Genomic DNA, 21,430 nt, shown 5'->3' with positions numbered 1-21,430 from the left:
GCACTGAACGAACGGGAGAAACGGAACGGAAGTCGGTCCGTTACAGCAACTGCGCGGCCTGGAACGCGATTTCGGAGACGCGGTTGAACCCAGGAACGAGTAGCACCGTCACGATGGCGGCACCCACCACGGCGGTGTACAGCCCCATCGGGTACGACTCAATGGTCCGGCTGCCGGTCGGTTCCTCGATCCACATCGCCTTGACGACGCGAGAGTAGTAGAACAGGCTGAGCGCACTGTTGATGATGAGCGCGGCGGCCAGTGACCACGCGCCGACGTTGAGCGTCGCCGAGAACAGGTAGAACTTCGAGAAGAACCCGCCGCCGATCGGCAGGCCGGCGAGGCTGAACAGGAACACCGTCATCGCCGCGCAGGCGACCGGCGCTTCCTTGCCGAGGCCGTTGTAGTCCTCGAAGCGGCGGCCGACGCCCCAGTACTCGGCCAGCGCAATGAACAGGAACGCGCCCGTGTTCATGAAGCCGTAGACGAGCAGGTGAGACATCCCAGCGCTCAGGCTGAGACTCAGGCCCTCACCGGAACCAGACACGGCGGCGAGTCCGATGAGGACGTACCCGGCGTGACCGACGCTGGAGTAGGCCAGCATCCGCTTGACCGTCTCTTGGGTCGCGGCGGCGAAGTTCCCGATGAACATCGTCGCGATAGCGAGGATCTGGAACGCCATCACCCAGTTGATCGCCCCGCCAGCGGCGAGCAGGTCACCGATAGGGAACGCAACGGCGAATGCGCGGAACGCCAGCACGAAGCCGGCGGCCTTCGACGCCGAGGAGAGGAACGCCGAGATTGGCGCTGGTGCGCCCTCGTATGCCTCGGGGGCCCAGAAGTGGAACGGCACGGAGGCGGTCTTGAACGCGACGCCGCCGATAATCATCAGGATACCGACGCCGAGGATAGCCATCGGGACGGCAGGGTCACCGGACTGGGCCTGTATCGACCCCTCGGAGATGGTCTGGATCGTGCCACTGGAGATAGCGGTTGCGACGCCGTCAAACCGAAGCACGCCCGTTGCAGCGTACACCAGCGAGATGCCGTAGGCCAGCACCGCCGAAGACACCGCGCCGATGAGGAAGTACTTCAGTCCCGCCTCGACGCTGCCCTTGTTCTCCTTGAGGAAGGCGACGAGCGCGTAGGACGGTAGCGACACCAGCTCGAGTGCGACGAAGGCCGTTGCCAGGCTGTTGGCCGCACTGAGGAGGCTCATCCCAGTCGCGGACAGCAGGACCAGCGCGAAGAACTCGGCTTGGTAGCTGTGTTCGGTGATGTAGTCGTAGCTCGCGAGCACGACCAGGGTCGTGACGCTGCCGACGATGGCCATGAAGAACAGGGCCATCTGGTCGACGACGAGCTGGCTGTTGAACAGCGCGACGCCAGTGTTGTCTGCCATCCCAGTCCCGGCGGTGATGAACCACCCGGCGAACCCGAAGGAAAGCAGGGAGCCGAGCACCGAGATACCGGCCAGCAGTCCCGTGTTCGTTGAGTCCGGATCAATCGAGTCCGCTAGCAACAACACCAGAGAGGCGAGGGCCAGCGAGAGCGCTGGGGCGAGCGCCATCCAGTCAGGGAGTGCGACCATCTATGCACCACCTCCGATATCGAGAACCGGTGAAATCGAGTCCTGTATCATACCAAAGGAGAGGTCCGGCGCGACACCGAGTGCGATGACCAGCAGGAGCAACACGGCCAGCGGTGCGACATCGTGGAACGCGGCCGGGCTGACCTCGTAGTCTGTTTCCAGATTGAAACCACCAAACAGCGTGCGCTGCATGGCCCACAGCAGGTAGCCAGCCACGATGACGATGCCGAACATCGCCAGTGAGGTCAGCACCGGTGCAGCCCCACCGAGCGTCGGCGCGTTGAACGAGCCCTGGAAGATGAAGTACTCCCCGGCGAAGCCAGCCATCAGCGGCAGGCCCATGTATCCGAAGGCGGCGGCGACGAAGATGCCGACCGTCCAGGGCATACGGTCCGCGAGGCCGGACATGTCGCCGACCATCCGCGTGTGCGTCGTGTTGTAGATAACGCCGACACACATGAACATCAGCCCCGAGATGAGGCCGTGGGCGATCATCTGGAAGGTCGCCCCGCCCATGCCGTAGGGCGTGAACGCGACCAGGCCCAGGATGACGTAGCCCATCGACGAAATCGAGGAGTAGGCGACGATGCGTTTGAGGTCACGCTGTGCCAGCGCGAGCATCGCGCCGTAGATGACGCTGACAACGCCGATGATAGCCAGCGGAACGGCGAGCTGGCGCGCCGTGTCAGCGAGCATCGTGAAGTTGAACCGCAGCAGCGCGTAGGTCCCCATCTTCAGCAGGACACCGGCCAGCATGACCGACACCGGCGTCGGGGCCTCGACGTGTGCGTCGGGCAGCCATGTGTGCAGCGGGAAGACGGGCACCTTCACCGCGAACCCGAAGAACATCAGGATAAACGAGATGGTCATCAGGTTCACGCCGGCGATGGTCGGGAGACCGCTTGCGGTGCGGAACGCTTCGGCCATCGCGGGCAGGGACAGTGACGTGAGGTCAGTGCTGAACACGAGCGCGAACAGGCCCGCGAACATGACCAGCGACGCCACGTTCGTGTAGACGAAGAACTTGATCGCGGCGTACTTCCGGCGCGGGCCGCCCCAGACACCGATGAGCAGGTACATCGGGATGAGGACGCCCTCCCAGAAGACGAACCAGAGGAAGAAATCGAGCGCGGAGAACACGCCGATGAGGCTCACTTCCATGAACAGCATCAGCCCGTAGAACTGGGACTGGCGCTCGTCGATTGGCGTCCACGCGGACACGATGGCAAGCGTCGTCAGTACTGTCGTCAGCGCGAGCAGCGGCATACTGATGCCGTCAAGGCCGACGTAGTACGACACTTCCAGTTCACCCAGCGTGATCCACGGGATCTGCTGGCCGAACGCGATATCGGCGGGCGACAGCAGCGCGTTGCCCGTGCCGCCGTACTGCGTGAGGTACACCCAGTACATGTAGATGCTGCCAAGTGCCGGCACCGCACTGACGGCTGCGGCGAGCTTTCCGGCGTACCGGTCAGGTGAGAGGAACACGAGGCCGGTTCCCAGCAGGGTCACGAGCAGGAGCGCGGCGACCCACATCTAGAACCACCCTCCCATGATGCCGAAGGCAGCAAGCAAGAGCACGAGTCCAAGCGTCAACAGCGTCGCGTAGTTGCTGACGACGCCGGACTGGATGCGTCGGATGCGGCTGCCGCCGAACAGGCTGACGCTGGAGATGCCGTTGACGACCCCGTCGACGACACCCTGGTCGAACTTGTTCATCACACGGGCGAGCGGGTAGGTGACACCCGTCGCGAGCCACACCTGATATTCGTCCTGATAATAGTTGTGCATGAGTAGCGTCTTCAGACCGCCAAGCTTGTCGGTATGCTCGACCGGGTCGGCACCGGCATAGAGGCTCCGCGCGACGAGCACGCCGGCGAGTGCGAGACCCAGCGAAACTCCCGCAGAGGCGAGCAGCGTCGTCGTCTCACCGAGCGGGTAGCCCTTCGTGATGTGAGCCACGTCGTGCAGGAGCGTCTCGTAGTGGTGCAGTCCAGTGTTGAGCGTTGCGGGCCAACCACCCTCTTCAGGGCCGTTGAGCCACACGTGCAGGAAGTCGATATGCGCACCGGTTAGTTCCGCGACGGGCTTCATGTTGATGAACCCGATCGTCGTGGCGAGGATGCCAAGCACCGTCAGCGGGCCCTTGACATTCCAGCGGACGGGCTCGGGGTCACGCGCGGTGTCCGAGCGGGCGTCACCGTGGAAGGTCAGGTACACCATCCGGAAGGTGTAGAAGCCGGTGAAGAACACGGCCAGCAGCCCCATCGCGTACGCGACGAGATAGGCCGTGCCGAGACCACCCTCAGTGCCGAAGCCGTGGATAAGCGCCTCGTACAGCACCTCGTCCTTGGACCAGAAGCCGGCGAAGGGAACGATGCCAGCCAGTGCGAGCGAGCCGGCGAGGAACGTCCAGTAGGTCACCGGCATCCGGTCTTTTAGACCGCCCATGTCCCACATATTCTCGTTGTGGTGCATGGCGATGATGACCGACCCTGCGCCGAGGAAGAGCAGCGCTTTGAACACGGCGTGGGTGGTCAGGTGGAAGACGGCGGCGATGTAGCCACCCGAGCCCAGCGCGAGCATCATGTACCCGTACTGGGAGATGGTGGAGTACGCGAGCACTTGCTTGATTTCCTGTTTGACCAGGCCCATCGTTGCCGCAAACAGTGCGGTGAAGCCGCCGATAAGGGCGATGACGGCCAGTGCCGTCGGCGAAAGCGCGTAGAAGCCGTACATACGCGCGACGAGGTACACACCAGCTGCGACCATCGTCGCTGCGTGGATCAGCGCCGAGACCGGCGTTGGACCTTCCATCGCGTCGGGCAGCCACGTGTGCAGCGGGAACTGCGCGGACTTGCCGACGACGCCGCCAAGCACGAGGAGGCCGAGCACGGTGAACCAGGCCTGTGGGCCCATGCCGACCGTCTCCAGCATCGCGATACCCTCAAGCTCGCCGTCAACGAGAGCGTGTTCGGCAAGCATCGGGAAGCTCTCAGCGACCACTTCGCCGCCCTGCGTAATCGGGGCGAACAGACCGGTACCGAAGGTGGCGAAGATGCCAACGACGCCGATAAGGAAGAAGTAGTCACCGAATCGGGTGACCAGGAACGCCTTCTTCGCGGCGCTCGGCGGGCCGTCGTCGCGGAACCAGAAGCCGATGAGCAGGTACGAACACAGGCCCACCAGCTCGAAGAACATGAACGCCATCAGGAGGTTGTTGGCGACGACGAACCCGAGCATGCTCGCCGTGAACAGGCCGAGCCCGGCGTAATAGCGCGGGAGGCCATTCTCGCCCTCGTCGTTCATGTATCCAAGCGAGAAGATGTGGACGAGGAACGAGATGAGACAGACGATAAGCAGCATGAGCGCCGACAGCGGGTCAAGTAGCAGGCCGAAGTTCAGCCGAAGTGACTCGACGCTTGCGGTCCACGTGTACAGTATCTCGTTGTGGACCTCACCGCCGGCCACCGTTAGCGCGACCCAGATCGACAGCAGGAGCGACCCACCCGTCGCGGTAATGCCTGCGAGCGCACCGCCTTTCGGCATGCGGTCGCCGGCAAACAGCGCGACGAGGAACGATACGAACGGCAGCAGGACAATCGCCGGAGCGTATGTGAATGCAGCCATCTGTTACCACCTCATCGTCGTCGCCTTCGTCACGTCCACGTCTGTGAAGTTGCGGTACAGGACCAGGACGATACCAATCCCGATGGCGACCTCTGCAGCGGCGAGTGCCATCGTGAACAGGCTGAACACCTGGCCGGTGAGGTTCCCGTGTTGCAGCGAGAACGCGACGAGGTTGATGTTCGCAGCGTTCAGCATCAGCTCGACGGACATCAGGAAGATGAGCGCGTTCCGTCGCGTGAGGATGCCGAACAGGCCGATACAGAATATGGCCGCCGACAGGAGGAGATACGTCTCAGCCGGAATCACGAGTCGTCACCTCCCGGGCCACCGTCAGCGGCAACGGCCATGTCGTCGTCGTCCGTGGTTTCGACGCCGAGCGTTACCGATTCGCCGGCAACTTCGCGTCGGGCAAGCATGACGGCCCCGACGAGCGCGGCCACCAGCACGATGTCGATGATCTCGAAGGCGACGAGGAACCCTTCACCGGGAACGGCCGTCTCACCCTCGCCCATAATCGCGCTCGGGGCGATATCGAACAGCGCCGCGCCGAGGCTCTTGGTTATCGCCGCTCCCTCGCCAAAGCCCGCTGGTGCGGGAAACGAGACGCCCATGAACACTGCACCGAGAACGACGAACAGGGCGATTGCGGCCAGTCCAGCGACGAAACTCCCCTCCGTCTGTAGTTCGGGTTTTGTGGTCATGGTGTCACCTCAATCACCGACTCGTCCTCGCGGGTCAGCATCACCGCGAAGGTGATGAGAATGAGGACGCCGCCGACATACACCAGGATCTGCATCGTTGCGACGAACGCCGCCTGGTTCATGACGTAAAACACTGCGACGCTGATAAGGGACACGCCCAGTAACAGCGCCGAGTGCCAGACGTCCCGGACTAACACGACGCCCGCAGCGCTGCCCACCGTTACGATAGCGAACAGCGCGAACGCAATTGACTCTGCCAGTGCCATCTTACTTGGAGACTCTTTGCGGCGTCCCTTTGAAGATTCCTCTTTCGTCTCGCCAGTAGAGCCACTGTTTGCCGGGATAACCCCCCAGATTTCGGGGCACTCCCGCCTTGCTGGCGAAAAAGTGTAAGAAAATCCTCATTCACGGTGGCGCATACCGTTACTCCATCCCGACTCGACACTGTAAATCTGGCCTCTCAACGGCTGTGGCCATTCCGAAGAGGCCGGTGCTAGGCAGAATGGCCCAGTCGCTTCGGGTGTATTGATAGAAACCCGCTGAAAGTCCGTCGAAGAATTACTGGTAGTCGACTTCGCCGTCGCCCTCGCCGATCCACGCGCCCCGGTCAGGTTCGCGGGACTCCAGTGGGTCGATATCCTTGTACCACGGCACGTTCTTGAGCTGTTCCTTGTCGTAGGCGAACTCGTCTTTCGTGTCCGCGGTGAACTCGAAGTTCTGGGTCAGCAGGATCGCGTCGGTTGGGCAGACTTCCTCGCACAGTCGGCAGTAGATACACTGGCCGATGTGGAGGTTGTACTGCTCGCCGTTGCGCTGCTCGTCCATCACGATCTGGATGGTGTTGTTCGGGCAGACGTTTTCACACTGCCGGCACCAGATACACCGCTCCTGGCTCCACTTGTGGACGCCGCGGAAGCGGGGACTCACCTCAGGGGCGACGTCCGGGTATTCCACTGTGAACGTCTCCCCGTCGAGGGCGTGTTTCATCGTCGTCGCCATTGATTTCAGGATTCCAATCATGACAGGTCTCCTCCGGTCGCTCGTGGGTCGGTTCGCGTGGCCGTCATTGGACGGTCACCCCGACGATAACCGCGGTCAGCAGCAGGTTCGCCAGCGAGAGCACCAGCATTCCCTTCCAGCCGATTTCGATGAGCTGGTCGATCCGGACACGCGGGACCGCCGAGCGGGCCCACTGCGTGAACAGGAAGACGCCCCAGATCTTGATGAGGAACCAGACGATGCCCGGTAGGACCGGACCGGCCGGTCCACCGAGGAAAATCGTGGCGATGATCGCCCCACCGAGGAAGATGTGGATGAACTCCCCGAGGTAAATCAGGACGAAGTACACCGAGGAGTACTCGGTCTGGTAGCCAGCGACAATCTCGGTTGGTGCCTCCGGGATGTCGAACGGATTCCGGCCGACCTCCGCGAGGTTTGCGATCATGAACAGCACGAACGCGAAGGGGTTCACGAACGCATACCACGACGGCAGCGGGCCGATCAGCGACTGCTGCTGTGCGGCGACGATCTCGCTCATCTGGAGCGAGCCGGCGAAGATAACCACCGACGCGCCGGTCAGGATGAGCGGGATCTCGTAGGCGAGGTTCTGCGCGACGGCGCGCAGTCCGCCAAGGAATGAGTACTTGTTGTTCGATGCATAGCCGGCCATCACGAGGCCAATCGACGTGGTTGAGGCCACGGCGAACACGTACGCCAGTCCGACTTCGGGGTCGGCGAGATGGATGCCGTTCCCCATCGGAATCACAGCGAAGCCAAGCAGCGCGGTACTGGCGATAATCAGCGGCGCGAGGTCCCACGCCGGTCGGTCGACGCCTTCGGGAACAATGAGTTCCTTCGATAGCAGGCGAACGGCGTCAGCCACGATAATGAACAGCCCGTACGGGCCGATACGGTCGACGGCGATACGGTCGGTGAACGCGGCCGTAATCTTTCGCTTTGCCCATGGACCGGCAAGCGCCGTGTTCGTCATCATGAGCGTCCCGATGAGACCAGCCCCAACGAGACTCAACAGGATCATCACGGCCGTGCTGTTGGGATCAAGCCCAAGCAGGTTCGCGAGCGTTTCCGGTAACGGCGCCGACTGCATTACCGGTCCACCTCCCCGAGGACAATGTCGAGGCTCCCGAGCGAGGCGATCATGTCAGGGATGTACTCGCCCTGAGACATCTCCGGCAGCGTCTGCAGGTTCGAGAAGCACGGGCTGCGGATCTTGAACCGGGCCGGCTTGTCCGTCCCATCCGAGCGGATGTAGATGCCGAGTTCGCCCTTCGCGCCCTCGACGGAGCGGTAGATCTCCTTGTCAGGGTCCGGGCGGAGCGTCCGCGGGACGTTGGCCTGAATCTCGCGGTCGTCTTCCGGCCACTGCTCCAGCAGGTCGACACACTGCTCGATGATGCGGGCGGACTCCTCGACCTCACGAAGGCGGACGAGAACGCGACTGAAGTTGTCGCCGCCCTGCTCGGTGACGACGTTCCAGTCGAGTTCGTCGTAGTAGCCGTATGGGTCGTCCCGCCGGATATCGTAGTCGACGCCCGAGCCGCGTGCCACGGGACCGGTCGCGCCGTACTGCTTGACCTGATCCGGGGAGAGGACGCCGGTGTCGACACACCGCATCTGGAAGATCTCGTTACCGGTGACGAGGTCGTGGATCTCTTCGAGCTTGTGCGGGAGGTCATCGAGGAAGTCACGGATCTTCTCGAAGTACTCCTCGCGGGGCTCGGGCAGGTCCCAGGCAACGCCACCCAGCCGGAGGTAATTGAACATCAGCCGCTGGCCGGTCAGGTCTTCCAGCAGGTTCTGGACGATTTCGCGGTCGCGGATGCCGTACTGGAAGACAGCGGTGAAGTCGCCGAACACGTCCAGCGCAAACGTCGCCAGCGCGAGTTCGTGCGAGGCGATCCGGCACATCTCCGCCGACATCGTCCGGATGACCTGCGCGTACTCGGGAACGTCGATGTCCGCGAGGTCCTCGGCTGCGCGCGCGTACGCCCATTCGTTGAGGATCCCAGCAGAAATGTAGTCCCACCGGTCCGGGTACGGCATGATCTGGTGGCGGTAGGTGCCCTGCTGGCACATCTGCTCCTCACAGCGGTGCAGGTAGCCGATATCGGGTTCGAGGTCGGCGATCTGCTCGCCGTCAAGCACCGTCTCGACGTGGAGCACGCCGTGGGTCGCCGGGTGGTGCGGACCGATATTGACGAACATCGTGTCCGGGTCGTCCTCGCTGCGTTTGTCGTCTTTGAGTGGGTTCGCGTGCTCGCGCAGTGAGACGATCTGTGGCTGGTCCTGATTGTAGTCCTGGCTCAGGGGGTGGCCCTGCCAGGTCTCGGGCAGCAGGATGCGCCGGAGGTCCGGGTGGTCGTCGTAGTCGATACCGACCAAGTCGTAGGCCTCCCGCTCGTGCCAGTCTGCGGTGTCGTAAACGCGAGCGGCCGACTCGTTGTGCGGGTCGTCTTTCGGCGAGGGGACGACAATCGACAGCTCCTGTGTCGGGTCGTTGTACTTCCGCAGGTGGTAGATGGATTCGTACCGGTCGTCGTACTCCTGTGCCGTGACACAGGCGCAGTGGTCGAACCCAGCTTCCTCTTTCAGCGTCGAGAGGACTTCCTGAACCTCATCGGGACGGATGACGAATCCTTCAGCGTTGACGTGTTCCTCACGGTCGAGGACGTGGCCACCGAGCAGGTCCGCGAGCGCGTCGTAATCAAGGCCGTCCTCCGTAACGCCGACATCGAGCGCCGTATCGCGTGATGGTTTTTCTAAACTCATGGCAAGTTAGGGAGAGTCGTTCCAGTTGTACCGCATAACGAGGTCTTCCTCGTCGATTTCGCTGGCGAGTTTGTCCACGAGCTCGTCCTGTTCGAGGTCGCCGAACTGCTCCAGTTCGTAGGGTTTGACCGTCACCGGCGAGGACTCGCCCTCGGCGATGCGCTCTTGGAGCTTGGCGACGCCGTAGATGAGTGCCTCGGGGCGGGGCGGACAGCCCGGGACGTGGATGTCGACTGGGATAACCTCCTCCGCGCCCTTGATGACGTTGTACCCTTCCTGGAACGGGCCGCCGGAGATGGTACAGGACCCCATCGAAACGACGAACTTCGGCTCGGGCATCTGGTCGTAGACGCGTTTCATCCGCGGCGCGAACTTCGAGACGATGGTCCCCGGGACGATGATAACGTCCGCCTGGCGCGGGGAGGCGCGTGGCACCCCTGAACCGAAGCGGTCGAGGTCGTGTTTGATCGCGTAGGTGTGGATCATCTCGATGCTACAGCAGGCAATCCCGAACTGCAGCATGAACATCGAGGAGCCCCGGACCCAGTTCATGAACTTGTCGAACTTGGTCAGGATGAACGGCGTCGACCCGAACGCCTCGCGTAGCGTCGAATTAAAGCGGTCGTCAGCCCCGTCACCCATGCGGGCCTCCTGTGTCGATACGTCTTCGACGGCCGGTGGTGTTTGGTCACTACTCATATGTGTCTGCCCCCTTCGTGGCGCGCGGACTGCGCACCCACTGAACTGCGCCGTTACGCCAGGCCCAACCGAGTCCGATGGCGAGAATCGTGATGAATACGACCATCGGTAGCAGTGCCGTGGTCATCCCGAGCTCAGCGGCGGCGTCGCTGTAGATGACCGTCCACGGGAAGATGAAGACGGTCTCGATGTCGAAGACGACGAACAGCAGCGCGACCATGTAGTACTGGATATTAAACTTGATCTGTCGACTGCTGCCAGTCGGCACTTCACCGGACTCGTAGGTGGTGCGTTTGCCTTGTTCCGGCACGCTGGGCCGCAAGAGGCTCGAAACTGCCATCATCGTCAGTGGGATGGCTAGCGCCACGACCGCGAGCGCGCCGATGGCGATCCATGGATTACTCATTCCGGTATCTCCTATCGTCTCTCGGTTAGAAGTACTCGCATATAAGGGTTCATTGTTCGGTTTTTCGGCCTTGCGGGTCTTTAAGAACCGACACGCTCTCGGATGGAAAGTGACCTGCATCGGCCACACCCCCTAGGGTATGACGCCCCTCGGGTATCACTCGTCCCAATACTCGCGTTTGAATCCGGGCGTCCCGAGTTCGTGGAGGTCACGCGACGCCTCGCCAACGTCGGCCTGGAGTCCCTCGTGGTACGAGACGAGCCGGTCACGGAGTTCGTCGTGCTGCCGTGCAAGGATTTGTGCCGCTGAGAGGGCGGCGTTGAACGACTTGCCGGCGTCGACCGCCGTCATCGGCGCGCCCTGTGGCATCCCGATAACCGAGTCGACGGATTTCTCCTGCACTGGGACACCGATGACTGGCAGCGGGTAGGCGATGCTGGCGGTCATGTTCGGCAGGTCAGCGGATTTACCGCCAGCGCCAGCGATTATCACGTCGATACCGCGGTCGGCGGCCGTCTCTGCGTACGCGTACATCAGGTCCGGCGTCCGATGGGCCGAGCAAACGAACGTTTCGAAGGTGAAGCGGCTCTCGGGCGCGTCAGTGTAGTCCGTCTGTTCCTCGAAGCCGAGTTCGTCGGCGAGCGCCGCGTAGGCTCCCGGTCGCTTGCCCTGTCCGCCGGCCATCGTCGGCAGGTCTGAGTCGGAGCCCATGATGATGCCGACATCGGGCGTCAGGTCGTTCGGTCGGTCCATCTCGGCCTCTTCGTGCAACTGGTCGATAAGCGACTGCACGTTGTCTGCGGGCATACGACCGACTGGAACGGGGACGGGCGTAAGTGTAGGCGATTTCCGGTCAGTCGGCTAGCGCCTGCTCCAGCTCGGCAAGCAGCGCCTGTGGGTCCGCGGGGAAGCACCTGAGCGGGTCGGTACGCCCGGTGACCTGTACCCTGAGTGTGTACCGCTTGCGGTAGGTGAGCGCGAGACTGACAGCACCAGCGACAGCGAAGGCCCCGCCGAGGAGGACGGACCGGTCAAGCGACAGTAACCCGAACCCGATCAGCGCGACGCTCATCACCGCGAGGAACCAGTCGATGTCCTGCAGACTCACCTCGACCACGTCGTCGAGATCGACGACCACCGGCTCGTCACCGCGGTCGACGACGAGGCGGTCAGCACCGAGAACCACAGTCCCGCCGGTTCGGAGCGTGCCGGTGTACCGTTCGGTGTCGATGGGCGGTACGGTGTCTGCGGCCGTGCCGTCGCTGTCGTCTCCCACGGTTAGTCGTCGCTCACCGCAGACGGGCGGTCGCCGCCGCGGCCACGAATCCGGTCTAGCGCTGAGACGTATTCACTGTCGTCTTCGGTGAGCGCGGCCCAGGCCGCGAGCCCGCGCTCCTCGCGGGTCCCCGGCACGGTGTTGTCGAGGACAAATGCGACGATGCCACCGACAACCATCCCGGTCCCGCCCATGACGAACAACGTGGTCGCGACCACATCGGTCCCGAGGACGCTCCCCAGCACCGGGACAGCCGCTAGACCCTGCTGGAGGGCTGTCGCGCCGCCGACATCCATTCCCTGTCCGACCTGGCTCATGTACTCGGGCACCGCGAGGCCGGCAAAAAGTGCGAAACCGACGATGAAGACGTTTCGGTTGGCATCGAGGTCGACGTACTTCAGCTGTGAGAGCCCGACGGCGGCGATCTGTCCGAACATGACGATGTAGAGCCCACCGATAATCGGCGACGGGATGGTCGCGAACAACTGGCCCGCCGGGCCGAAGTACCCGACCAGAATCATCACTGCAGCGCCGATCTGCACGACGTAGCGGGACGCGACGCCGGTGATAGCGATTGCTCCAACGTTCTCAGTGTACGACGTACAGCCATTGCCGGTGCCCATAATGCCGGCAAACACGTTGCCGACCCCCTCCATGCCGATACCATCGTTGATTCGGCTGCTGTTCGGCGCGCCGCGGCCAGCAATGCGGGCAACGGAGTGGTAGTCGCCGAAACTCTCGACAACAGAGGCGAGCATCCCGGCGAACATCCCGACGATGAAGCCCGGCGTGAACTGCGGGAGCCCCCATTGGAACGGGTAGATCGGCTGGACCAGCGGGGCGCTCGTGACAGAACCGAGCGAGACGTAGCTGACCGAGCCCGCGGCGAAGACGCCAGTGACTGAGAGGAGAGCCGCGACGGTCCACGCAAACAGAATACCCAAAAGTACGGGAAAGAGCTTGAACGCGCGGTGGCGTCGGTCGAGGTACTGCGAACACGCGATAATCGAGAGCATCGTCAGCCCGAGCAGCCACCAGTTCTGCCCGGTCCCGGGGCTACCGAAGTTCGGGTTCGCAATCTGTGGAACATTAAACAGCGCTAGTCCAATAAGCGCAATGACCGGCGCGATGACGATCGGGCCGACATATCGCTTCAGCTTTCCCATGAGGCCGCTGTAGCCGATCACCACTTCGACGATGCCGGCGACGATGACAGCCCCCTGTAGTTCGACGAGCATGGTCTGCCAGTCCGCGCCCTGCTGGGCCAGCACGCCGATGATGGCCAGCCCGGGCGCGAGCATGGAGAACGTCCCGCCCTGAACGATCGGATATCTGTTTCCGAGCGTTGTCTGGGCGAGCGTCGCGATACCTGAGACGACGAAGAACGTCCCGATGAGACGGCCGACCTGATCCGGCGCAGCCTCGAACATCCCCATCGCACCCGCGAGTCCGAGCGGAATCGCGACGGATGCGCCGATCATCGTCAGGTAGTGCTGGACGCCGAGCAGTATCGCTTGCTTTCGTGGTGGTTTGTCGTCGATGCCATACTCGACGAAGCCGGCGGTTTCCGGTTCCTCCGGTGTGGTCGGGTTCTGTCTGTCATCCGGCGGTGTCGCGTCAGTCATGCTCGCTACCCATGGCACTGCAACTCCCGATACATATTCTTTGCTCGTTGGCCCGGCGGCGGCGGGACCCGCCCGCCTCGAAAGGAAAACGCTCTTGGCCCGCTCCGACACAGTCTTGGACATGAGCAACGGGGACGACGAGGCCGACGCGTCGGACGACGCCGAGGCAACAGATGAGATCGACGTGACCGCCGAAGAACTGGAATCGCGTCTCACAGAGGCCGGCGACGCGTTAGAGGCCGCAGAGACGGAGGCCGACCTCGACGACGTCGAGTCGTCCCTCGACGACATCGAGAGTGACCTCGAGGCTGCCGACCTGCCCGAACCCGACGAGGACGATGACGACGCCGAGGACCCCTGCGAGGAACTGGAGTCCCAGCTTTCGGACCTCCGGGACGACCTTGACGAACAGCGCGGCCCCTACGCCGAAGACGTCGTCACCATCGTTTCCAACGCCGCCGACACCGTCACTGACAGCGAGTGGACCGACGACGGAGAGGGCGAGGCTCAGGAAGCCGTCGAGACGTTCCTCGACGAAAGCGCCGAGTTCATCGACCACGACGCTGACACGGGCGGCGATTTCGTCGCTGCCGGGGATGCGCTGACCACAGTCGTCGACGCCATTGAAGCGGCAAACCTCGACCCTGACGAGGACACGGAAACTATCGAAGGGCTCCTCGAAGCGGCGGAAACGTTGGAAACAGGGCTGGACGAAGCCGAAGTCTGGGACGACCTCACGGTACAGGAGCAACTCGACGCCCGCGGCTTCTATGATATCCTGACCAACGAGAACCGGAAGGACTTCCCGCCGGAGTGGAACGCCGCCAAGCTCCACGCCGAGGAAGGGGACTTCGATCAGGTCCTGTTCGCCTACGACAAACTCGGGTCGGAGTTCTTCGACGGGTACATCGTCGACTTACTGTACAACCTCGGGAGCGACGCCGAACCGGCCTTCGACGCGATGCACCAGCGTGCACAGAAACGCGAGAAAGGGCCAATCGAGGTACTGGGGAAAATCGGCGACGAGCGTGCGACTGAGACGCTGCACGACTACATCGACGGCGACGGCGACCCTGCGCTCCAGAAAGTCACGCTGCGCGCACTGGGCGCTATCGGCAGTGCCGAGTCGGTCCAGCCGGTCGCCAACCGACTTGATGCCGACAGCGAGGAAGTCCGCTCAGTCGCGGCGCGCGCACTGGGGCTGCTCGGCGACACTCGCGCCATCGAGCCGCTGAGCGATGTCCTCAAATCCGGCGAAAGCGACTCCGTGCGTGCCTCCGCCGCGTGGGCGCTCCGACAGATCGGGACCGAAACGGCACTCGACGAAGCCGCCCGCTACACGGACGACCGCGCGTATATCGTCCAAGCCGAGGCCGAAAAGGCAGCCAGCGCCTGAAGCAGGATACCTTTTTATACGAGCGGGCGGCCAGACGCCCCGATGCGGTCGTTCGCCCCACTCGTCTGTTGCGTGCTCGTCCTCGCAGCGATAGGTCCATACACCGCCACTGGACAGGCGACTCCAACTGCAACAGCAGCCAGCGGTCCCGAAGAACCGTCGATTCACGCAGTGTATCCGGACCCCGTCGCCGGCGGTGACGAGGGGGAATTCGTCGTCATCACAGTCCCTGCTGGGACAGACATCGGGCAGTACGCCGTCACTGACGGTGACGGTACTGCAGGTGTTCCGAACACTACCGCTCGCGGGCGCGTCGTCCTCTCAATGGCACCGAACCGGACACGGAAACTCACCGACTGGCCGGTCGTCGGCCTCGATGGTCATCTTGCGCTGGCAAACGGCGGCGAGCGAATCCAGCTGCAGCGAGGCAACCGGACTGTTGACGCTGTCCGATACACGGATTCAGTCGAGGGTGAACTCGGCGTCATTAACGGGTCTGTCGTCCGTTGGCAGTCACTGGGTGCGACAGACCGCCCGGTCATCAGGGCTGCCGGCGGCGAGGTCCGCGCGTTCGCGCTGCCGGATGCCTCCGCCGCTCCGATTCGACCGATACGGAACGCGGACAAGCGAGTGTTCTTGGCCGGGTACACGCTCTCTTCGGCAAGGGTCGCCGACGCTCTTATCGCCGCCCAGCGCCGCGGTGCGACGGTTCGTGTCCTGCTCGAAGGCGAACCGGTCGGCAGCCGTACCGCCGCAGAGGCCAGCACTCTTGACCGACTGGCCGAGGCAGGTGTCTCCGTCAGAGTGATGACCGGCCCACGTGCCAGATACCGCTACCACCACGCGAAGTACGCTGTCGCCGACGGGCAGGCCGTCGTGCTGACAGAGAACTGGAAGCCCGCCGGCACTGGCGGCAACAGCAGCCGCGGCTGGGGGGTGGTCACGGCACAGCCGCGGGTCGTCGATGGGTTGAACCAGACGTTCCAGTCCGATACCGGCTGGCAAGACAGCGAGCGGTGGGGAGAGTACCGTCAGGGTCGACAGTTCGAGCGAGCCGAGCCAGCGACCGGGACGTATCCGACCGAATTCCAGGCTGAATCGGTGGTCGTCCAGCGGACAGACCTCCTGGTCACCCCCGATAACGCCCAGGGTGAACTTGTCGCGACGATAGACGACGCGAACGACTCGATTGACGTCATCCAGCCGACGGTCGGGGACTGGAACAGCCCGCTTTTGCGGGCGCTCCGCCGGGCTGCGTCGCGCGGCGTTGAGGTCCGTCTCCTGTTGAGTGACGCCTGGTACGTCCGCGAGGAGAACACGCAGACAGCACAGCGCTTTCGAGAGTGGGCCGACCGCAACGACGCGCCGCTGACGGCGAAAGTGGCGGCCCCCGACGGTCGCTACGAAAAGATACACGCCAAGGGCGCAGTTATCGACGACAAACGGGCCGTCGTCGGCAGCCTCAACTGGAACGAACAGGCGGCGACTGCGAACCGAGAGGTCGTACTGGTGTTGCACGGCAGCGACGCGGCCGACTATTTCGGCGCGGTCTTTGACGCTGACTGGGGGGCCGGCGGGTTCGACACGCCGGTCGGTGTCATCGGGGCGCTGCTCGGACTCCTCGTGGTCACCGGGCTCGCCGCTCGTCGGGTCTCGTTTGAAACGTAGAAAACTGTGTCGCGGTCAGCCTGCGCAACGGGGGCGACGGCCTACACTTCTTCCGGCAGCGCCGTCGAACTTCCGAGCTCCTCGTCGATTTCGGCTTCGGCCATCTTCTCGACGAGGGCGTCGATGACTGACTCGCGGCGGCCCTTGACGAACTTGATCGAGCCGACGACGAGGTGGCCGCCACCGGAGACGCCGCCACCGTCGACCTCCTCGCTGAGCTCGGTTACCATCCGCGGGATGTCCAGACGGACACCGTCCGAGCGCAGGACGGCGAAGTCCGGGCCGTAGCCGATGGTGATGACGGGGTCACCGGTCTCGGCGACCTTCCGGTCGTGGATTTCGCCGGTCGTTTTGCCCGGCGCAGGGTAAGTAAAGCGATGGGCGTGGTTCTCCACGTCGATGGTGTAGAGGTGTGCGCCGTTGTCGAGCCGTTCGTGGTCGACGTGACTCATGGCGGCATCGAGCTGGTCCTCAACATCGCGTTCGGCGCGTTCGGAGAGGAACTCGACGACTTCGCCGTGGCGGTCTCGGTCGTCACAGTCGACGTTCAGCACGTCAGTGATCAGCTCTTCGCCGGAGTTGTAGCGCAGCCAGTGGGTCGCGTAGTCGAGGGCTTCGCCGATGTCGCGCAGATCGTTCTCGTCGTAGCCCTTCTCGCTTGCGAGGCCGATGTAGTCCCGCATCGCCTCAGCCTCGGAGCGGTCAGACAGGCCCGCGACCGCGGGAACGTGCTGGAGGTCCTCGGTGAGGTCGGGGTCGATCATCCGGGCGAGCTCGACACACAGCATCCCCGTGGTGATGCGGTAGTCCTCGTCGTGGAGGTACGGATTGACGTGCTGTTCGATGAGCGGCTCGACGGCTTCCGGGTCCGGGTGGTGGTGGTCGACGACGACCACCGGGATGTCGTAGTGTCGAAGGTTTCGGTAGGCCGGCGTGTCCTCTTCGGTGGAGCCGTTGTCGAGCATCAGCAGCATCGGGAGCTTCTGCCCGTGACGGGTGCGGTCCTCCAGCGCGAAGTTGAGGTCCCGCGTTACGTCCTCCATCTCGTAGTAGGGGGCCTTGCTCGGGAGGCGTTTGAGGAGGTGCTGGGGCGCGCTGGCGTCCTCATACTGGGAGGCAATGAACGATTCCAGTGCGACCTGCAGCGGGACGCTCGCACAGAGCCCGTCACCGTCGGCGTGGTGACGCATCCGGATCGGACGGCCCGAAAGCACTGTCTTGCGGAGTTCCGTCGCGACTTCCCGGAGGTCGTCCCACAGCTTCTCGAAAGCAGGCCATTCGACCAGTGGTTCGACATCGGCTGGTTCGGCGGCCTCGGCCAGTGCGGCGTCGAGGTCGCTCTCGACGGCGGCGGCTTCTTCGCCGTCGAGCACGGTCAGCGATTCGGCCTCGACCTGCAGGCCGTCGTCGCGCTCCTCTGCGCGCCCGGAAACGCGGACGATATCGTCGATTTCGACGTCGGGGTGCGCCCGGACACCGGCCTCCTCGAAGGCAGCACATGGGACGATACCGGTTTCGTCACGGACTTGGAACACGGTGGGACCGCCGGTCTGTTTGATCTGGACGACCTGTCCCTCGATGATGACCGTCTCACCGGTCGCGTCGTCGAGGTCAGCGACGGTGGTCGCGTTGCCGTGGGCAACACGCTGTTCCTCGTAGTCAGCAACCCGTACTTCCTCGAAGCTCAGGTCGCCGTCGGGACGGATCTCGCCGAGTTCGACAATAAGATCGTCACCCACGTCGTACTGGCCCAAGAGATTAGAGTCGTGGACGAGCCCGGAAACAGCGTCGGAAAGGTCGACGAATACGCCGTATTCAACGGTGCCGTTGACAGTTGCGTGGTACAGTGCGCCTTCTTCGAGATCATCGGACGTACATTGGTCCGCGAGATCGTAGACGATGGTCCCGCCGTCGGGGACCGTCGCACCGTCACCGGTGCCAGTTGGCGAAGACATTTGTCAATCCTTCGGTGCTCCCCCGTTTGTACTCTTCGGAATCCGCGGAGGGACGAACACAACGCGTAAAAAGCGTCCGACCTGACTGCGTGGTATGGGGCTGTTTCGAACGAGCGGGATACTCGGGGTCGCGGAGTCCGCACTCGAGTTCGCGCTCGCTGCCTCCGAAGAGGCCCATCCTAACGAGTATATGGGCTTCCTCCGGGGCGATGACGCCAGCAAGCTCGGGCTCGACGAAGATGGGACAGTTCTGACCGACGTTCTCGTTATCCCGGGGACAGAGTCGAACCCGGTCAGTGCGACCGTCAAGACGAGCATGGTGCCGAATGATATGCGAGCAGCGGGGTCAATTCACTCGCACCCGAACGGTGTCCTCAAACCCAGCGACGCCGACCTCGCGACGTTTGGTCGCGGCGATGTCCACATCATCGTCGGCTACCCGTATGGCCGCGATGACTGGAAGGCGTTCGACAGCGACGGAACAGAAGTCGAACTGCCGGTGCTCGACGTAGAGCCGCCCGAAGAGTCTTTTTTCGATTTCGACCAGGCCGACATCGACGCCGAGCTACGTGAGGAGGAGTTCGATCAGTGACCCGCGTCGTCGCACAGGGAACATTCGACATTCTGCACCCAGGCCACGTCCACTACCTGCAGGACGCCGCCGACATGGGTGATGAACTCCACGTCATCGTGGCCCGCTCGGTCAACGTCACGCACAAGGAGCCGCCTGTCGTCCCGGACGAGCAACGCCGGGAGATGGTCGGGGCGCTCAAACCGGTCGACGAAGCACATCTCGGCCACTCCGAAGATATCTTCATCCCGATCGAGCGCATCGAACCGGACATCATCGCACTGGGCTACGACCAGCACCACGACGACGAGCAACTCGAAGCGGCGCTGTCCGCCCGGGGTATCGACTGTGATATCTGTCGGGCCAGTCCGCTGGAAACTGAGGCGGCTGACCGGGTTCTGTCGACTGGCCGGATTATCGACCGGATTCTCGACGAACGGAGCTGAGAAGACAACACTTTCGAGGTCGCAGGCCAACTAGTGGCTATGTCAACCGTCACGACAGGCCGGACGCTTGACGCCAACGGCGACCCCGTTCCGGGAACCGGGTTCGAACTGGACCCCGATAGCCAGTTCGCCGACCGAGTTCGGGAGCGAACCGGCCCTGTCACGTCACATCCGACCCGACCTGTGTGGGGCATCCCGCTGGAGGGATCGGGCGACACCATCCGGACGCTCAGCGTCTTCGGACCCGGCTACGGCGGGCCACCCGAACACTATCACGAGCAGAGCCCGGAACGCTTCGAAGTCGAACGGGGCTCGCTGACGATGATGCTTGATGGCACGGACCACGAGGTGACGGCGGGCGAAACGGCCACCGTCGAGACAGGCGTCACGCACACCTTCCGGAACGACACCGACAAGCGAGCCGTCGTCATCACGAACATCTACTCGCCGGGTCGACTCCGGCAAGTACTCCCGACACTCGGCGGTCTGGCCCACGACGACGAGGGAAACCCCGAGAACCCGCTCCAGCAGGCCCTCGTCGCGGACCGTCTCGACGGCAACACAGTCTTCACGAGACAGGAACGGCTCGAACCGCTGTCACGGCTCCTCACGCCGGTCGCAGAACTCGCTGGCTATCAGGGCGCCTACGCGAAGTACACGCAGCCGGCCTTCTGGGAGCGCCACGTCGAACAGCCTGACCTATGACAGCCTCCCTGCGGTGAACGGCGGGGTTGTTCGCCATCACGCTGCCCCCTCGACGGTGACCGTTGCTTCCGAGACCACCCGTTCGTCAAAGGCATCCGTGCCGGCCTCAACCGCCAGCGCGTACTCGCCGGGTGACGCGTCGTTTGGGACGGCCACAGCCAGGGTACCGGTAACCGAATCAACAACAGGGTCCCAGACTAGCTCAGGTGGATACGACTCCCGAACGGCGGTCGGCTCCGGCTTGAATCCCTTGTGTGTCACCTGCCAGCGCTCGGGAATCTCGGCCAGTTGCCAGGTCAGGACGCCAACTGACGAGGCCTGCACTTCGATCCGTGCTGTCTCACCGGGCGCGACGGACGCATCTGCGGTCTCGACGGCGAGACCGCCGTTCGAGCCGTCGCCAGGGGACCCACAGCCGGCCAGACAAAGTGTTCCGGCCGAGAGGACGAGCACCGTTCTCCGGGTACGCATACCGACTGTTCCAGCGGTTGGAGCAAAATAGTTCGCCGGCAACTGCTCGAAACAGCGTCTGGTTCGAACGCCATCGCTGTTCAGAAATCAAGTGGATTCCCACCAGAAAACTGTACATTCGTATTCATCCGCCAGCGAGCATGGTAAAACACAAGCATGAATACCGGGGGGTGGAAGTCATCGGTCCGGTGATTGCCCTCGCCGCCGAATGGAAAACTGCCATGTCAGGAACCGCAAGCGCGGTCGTGTTACAGACCGGCGGTCCAGCGATCTCCGCCGAGGCGGCCAGCTATCTCGCGGGGGGACTCGCAGCCCTCGCCGTCGGGTTAGCGGCGCTGGGATCCGGGTTCGCCGAGCGCGGTATCGGCGCGGCGGCGGTCGGGGCCATCGCCGAGGACCCCAATATGTTCGGTCGGGGCCTCATTCTCACAGTCCTGCCCGAGACCCTCGTCATCCTCACGCTGGTGACAGTGTTCGTCGTAACGTAGCAGAAGTAGCCGT

The 21,430-nt window shown here is 63.4% G+C and carries 22 protein-coding genes; 6 read left to right on the top strand and 16 right to left on the bottom strand.

Going from position 1 to position 21,430, the window contains the following annotated elements; genetic code table 11:
• Nucleotides 1-40 precede the first annotated feature (40 nt).
• The 14 genes from RR_RS10485 to RR_RS10420 form a co-directional block, all read right to left on the bottom strand.
• Complete coding sequence (locus RR_RS10485) at nucleotides 41-1,591, bottom strand: NADH-quinone oxidoreductase subunit N (RefSeq protein WP_007190797.1); 1,551 nt, start codon at nucleotides 1,589-1,591, stop codon at nucleotides 41-43.
• A complete protein-coding gene (locus RR_RS10480) occupies nucleotides 1,592-3,127 on the bottom strand; it encodes a complex I subunit 4 family protein (RefSeq protein WP_007190798.1) in 1,536 nt (511 codons plus the stop codon).
• Nucleotides 3,128-5,221 (bottom strand): NADH-quinone oxidoreductase subunit L, encoded by a 2,094-nt coding sequence (gene nuoL / locus RR_RS10475; protein ID WP_011223634.1) that lies wholly within the window; start codon nucleotides 5,219-5,221, stop codon nucleotides 3,128-3,130. It abuts the gene before it with no gap.
• A gap of 3 nt (nucleotides 5,222-5,224) precedes the next feature.
• Nucleotides 5,225-5,527: an NADH-quinone oxidoreductase subunit NuoK gene (gene nuoK, locus RR_RS10470; RefSeq protein ID WP_004591676.1), complete on the bottom strand. Its 303-nt coding sequence runs from the start codon at nucleotides 5,525-5,527 to the stop codon at nucleotides 5,225-5,227.
• Nucleotides 5,524-5,922 (bottom strand): hypothetical protein, encoded by a 399-nt coding sequence (locus RR_RS10465; protein WP_004957109.1) that lies wholly within the window; start codon nucleotides 5,920-5,922, stop codon nucleotides 5,524-5,526. The genes nuoK and RR_RS10465 overlap by 4 nt, the downstream gene beginning before the upstream one ends.
• Nucleotides 5,919-6,188, bottom strand: coding sequence for an NADH-quinone oxidoreductase subunit J (locus RR_RS10460; protein ID WP_004518193.1), 270 nt, complete (start codon nucleotides 6,186-6,188; stop codon nucleotides 5,919-5,921). The genes RR_RS10465 and RR_RS10460 overlap by 4 nt, the downstream gene beginning before the upstream one ends.
• Before the next feature lie 292 nt (nucleotides 6,189-6,480).
• Nucleotides 6,481-6,942, bottom strand: coding sequence for a NuoI/complex I 23 kDa subunit family protein (locus RR_RS10455; protein WP_004518194.1), 462 nt, complete (start codon nucleotides 6,940-6,942; stop codon nucleotides 6,481-6,483).
• A gap of 43 nt (nucleotides 6,943-6,985) precedes the next feature.
• Complete coding sequence (locus tag RR_RS10450; protein ID WP_004957106.1) at nucleotides 6,986-8,029, bottom strand: complex I subunit 1/NuoH family protein; 1,044 nt, start codon at nucleotides 8,027-8,029, stop codon at nucleotides 6,986-6,988.
• Nucleotides 8,029-9,711, bottom strand: coding sequence for an NADH-quinone oxidoreductase subunit D (locus tag RR_RS10445; RefSeq protein WP_011223632.1), 1,683 nt, complete (start codon nucleotides 9,709-9,711; stop codon nucleotides 8,029-8,031). The genes RR_RS10450 and RR_RS10445 overlap by 1 nt, the downstream gene beginning before the upstream one ends.
• A 6-nt stretch (nucleotides 9,712-9,717) precedes the next feature.
• Nucleotides 9,718-10,410: an NADH-quinone oxidoreductase subunit B gene (locus RR_RS10440; protein WP_004957101.1), complete on the bottom strand. Its 693-nt coding sequence runs from the start codon at nucleotides 10,408-10,410 to the stop codon at nucleotides 9,718-9,720.
• Complete coding sequence (locus tag RR_RS10435) at nucleotides 10,403-10,816, bottom strand: NADH-quinone oxidoreductase subunit A (RefSeq protein ID WP_004957100.1); 414 nt, start codon at nucleotides 10,814-10,816, stop codon at nucleotides 10,403-10,405. Before RR_RS10435 ends, RR_RS10440 begins: the two co-directional genes overlap by 8 nt.
• Before the next feature lie 156 nt (nucleotides 10,817-10,972).
• Nucleotides 10,973-11,623, bottom strand: a complete 651-nt coding sequence (locus RR_RS10430; protein ID WP_004957098.1) for an AIR carboxylase family protein — start codon at nucleotides 11,621-11,623, stop codon at nucleotides 10,973-10,975.
• Between the two features lie 46 nt (nucleotides 11,624-11,669).
• Nucleotides 11,670-12,092 (bottom strand): hypothetical protein, encoded by a 423-nt coding sequence (locus tag RR_RS10425; RefSeq protein WP_007190801.1) that lies wholly within the window; start codon nucleotides 12,090-12,092, stop codon nucleotides 11,670-11,672.
• Nucleotides 12,093-12,094: 2 nt separating this feature from the next.
• Nucleotides 12,095-13,717: a uracil-xanthine permease family protein gene (locus RR_RS10420; protein ID WP_004957095.1), complete on the bottom strand. Its 1,623-nt coding sequence runs from the start codon at nucleotides 13,715-13,717 to the stop codon at nucleotides 12,095-12,097.
• Between the two features lie 121 nt (nucleotides 13,718-13,838).
• Here RR_RS10420 and RR_RS10415 point away from each other — a divergent pair, with 121 nt between their 5' ends.
• Both RR_RS10415 and RR_RS10410 read left to right on the top strand, forming a co-directional pair.
• Nucleotides 13,839-15,113: a HEAT repeat domain-containing protein gene (locus RR_RS10415; RefSeq protein WP_049938881.1), complete on the top strand. Its 1,275-nt coding sequence runs from the start codon at nucleotides 13,839-13,841 to the stop codon at nucleotides 15,111-15,113.
• A gap of 42 nt (nucleotides 15,114-15,155) precedes the next feature.
• A complete protein-coding gene (locus RR_RS10410) occupies nucleotides 15,156-16,781 on the top strand; it encodes a phospholipase D-like domain-containing protein (RefSeq protein WP_011223627.1) in 1,626 nt (541 codons plus the stop codon).
• Nucleotides 16,782-16,822: 41 nt separating this feature from the next.
• On the opposite strand, the gene RR_RS10405 is transcribed toward RR_RS10410, so the two are convergent.
• On the bottom strand, nucleotides 16,823-18,736 hold the full coding sequence (locus tag RR_RS10405; protein ID WP_011223626.1) for a DHH family phosphoesterase: 1,914 nt from the start codon (nucleotides 18,734-18,736) through the stop codon (nucleotides 16,823-16,825).
• 94 nt (nucleotides 18,737-18,830) lie between these two features.
• Between RR_RS10405 and RR_RS10400 the strand changes: the two genes are divergently transcribed.
• From RR_RS10400 to RR_RS10390, 3 genes are read left to right on the top strand one after another with little or no spacing between them, the layout of a single operon-like run.
• Complete coding sequence (locus RR_RS10400; RefSeq protein ID WP_007190805.1) at nucleotides 18,831-19,328, top strand: Mov34/MPN/PAD-1 family protein; 498 nt, start codon at nucleotides 18,831-18,833, stop codon at nucleotides 19,326-19,328.
• Nucleotides 19,325-19,753 carry an adenylyltransferase/cytidyltransferase family protein gene (locus RR_RS10395; RefSeq protein WP_004957086.1) on the top strand — a complete coding sequence of 143 codons (429 nt, stop codon included), beginning with the start codon at nucleotides 19,325-19,327 and terminating at the stop codon, nucleotides 19,751-19,753. Before RR_RS10400 ends, RR_RS10395 begins: the two co-directional genes overlap by 4 nt.
• Before the next feature lie 39 nt (nucleotides 19,754-19,792).
• Nucleotides 19,793-20,458, top strand: coding sequence for a cupin domain-containing protein (locus RR_RS10390; protein WP_011223624.1), 666 nt, complete (start codon nucleotides 19,793-19,795; stop codon nucleotides 20,456-20,458).
• A 36-nt stretch (nucleotides 20,459-20,494) separates the two neighbouring features.
• Here the strand turns inward: RR_RS10390 and RR_RS10385 are convergent, their stop codons facing one another.
• Nucleotides 20,495-20,929: a hypothetical protein gene (locus RR_RS10385; RefSeq protein WP_011223623.1), complete on the bottom strand. Its 435-nt coding sequence runs from the start codon at nucleotides 20,927-20,929 to the stop codon at nucleotides 20,495-20,497.
• A 221-nt stretch (nucleotides 20,930-21,150) separates the two neighbouring features.
• Here RR_RS10385 and RR_RS10380 point away from each other — a divergent pair, with 221 nt between their 5' ends.
• Nucleotides 21,151-21,417 carry an ATP synthase subunit C gene (locus RR_RS10380; protein ID WP_117614932.1) on the top strand — a complete coding sequence of 89 codons (267 nt, stop codon included), beginning with the start codon at nucleotides 21,151-21,153 and terminating at the stop codon, nucleotides 21,415-21,417.
• Nucleotides 21,418-21,430 lie beyond the last annotated feature (13 nt).

This window comes from Haloarcula marismortui ATCC 43049 (genome assembly GCF_000011085.1).
Lineage (GTDB): Archaea > Halobacteriota > Halobacteria > Halobacteriales > Haloarculaceae > Haloarcula > Haloarcula marismortui.
This window is presented reverse-complemented; position numbering and strand designations above follow the sequence as displayed.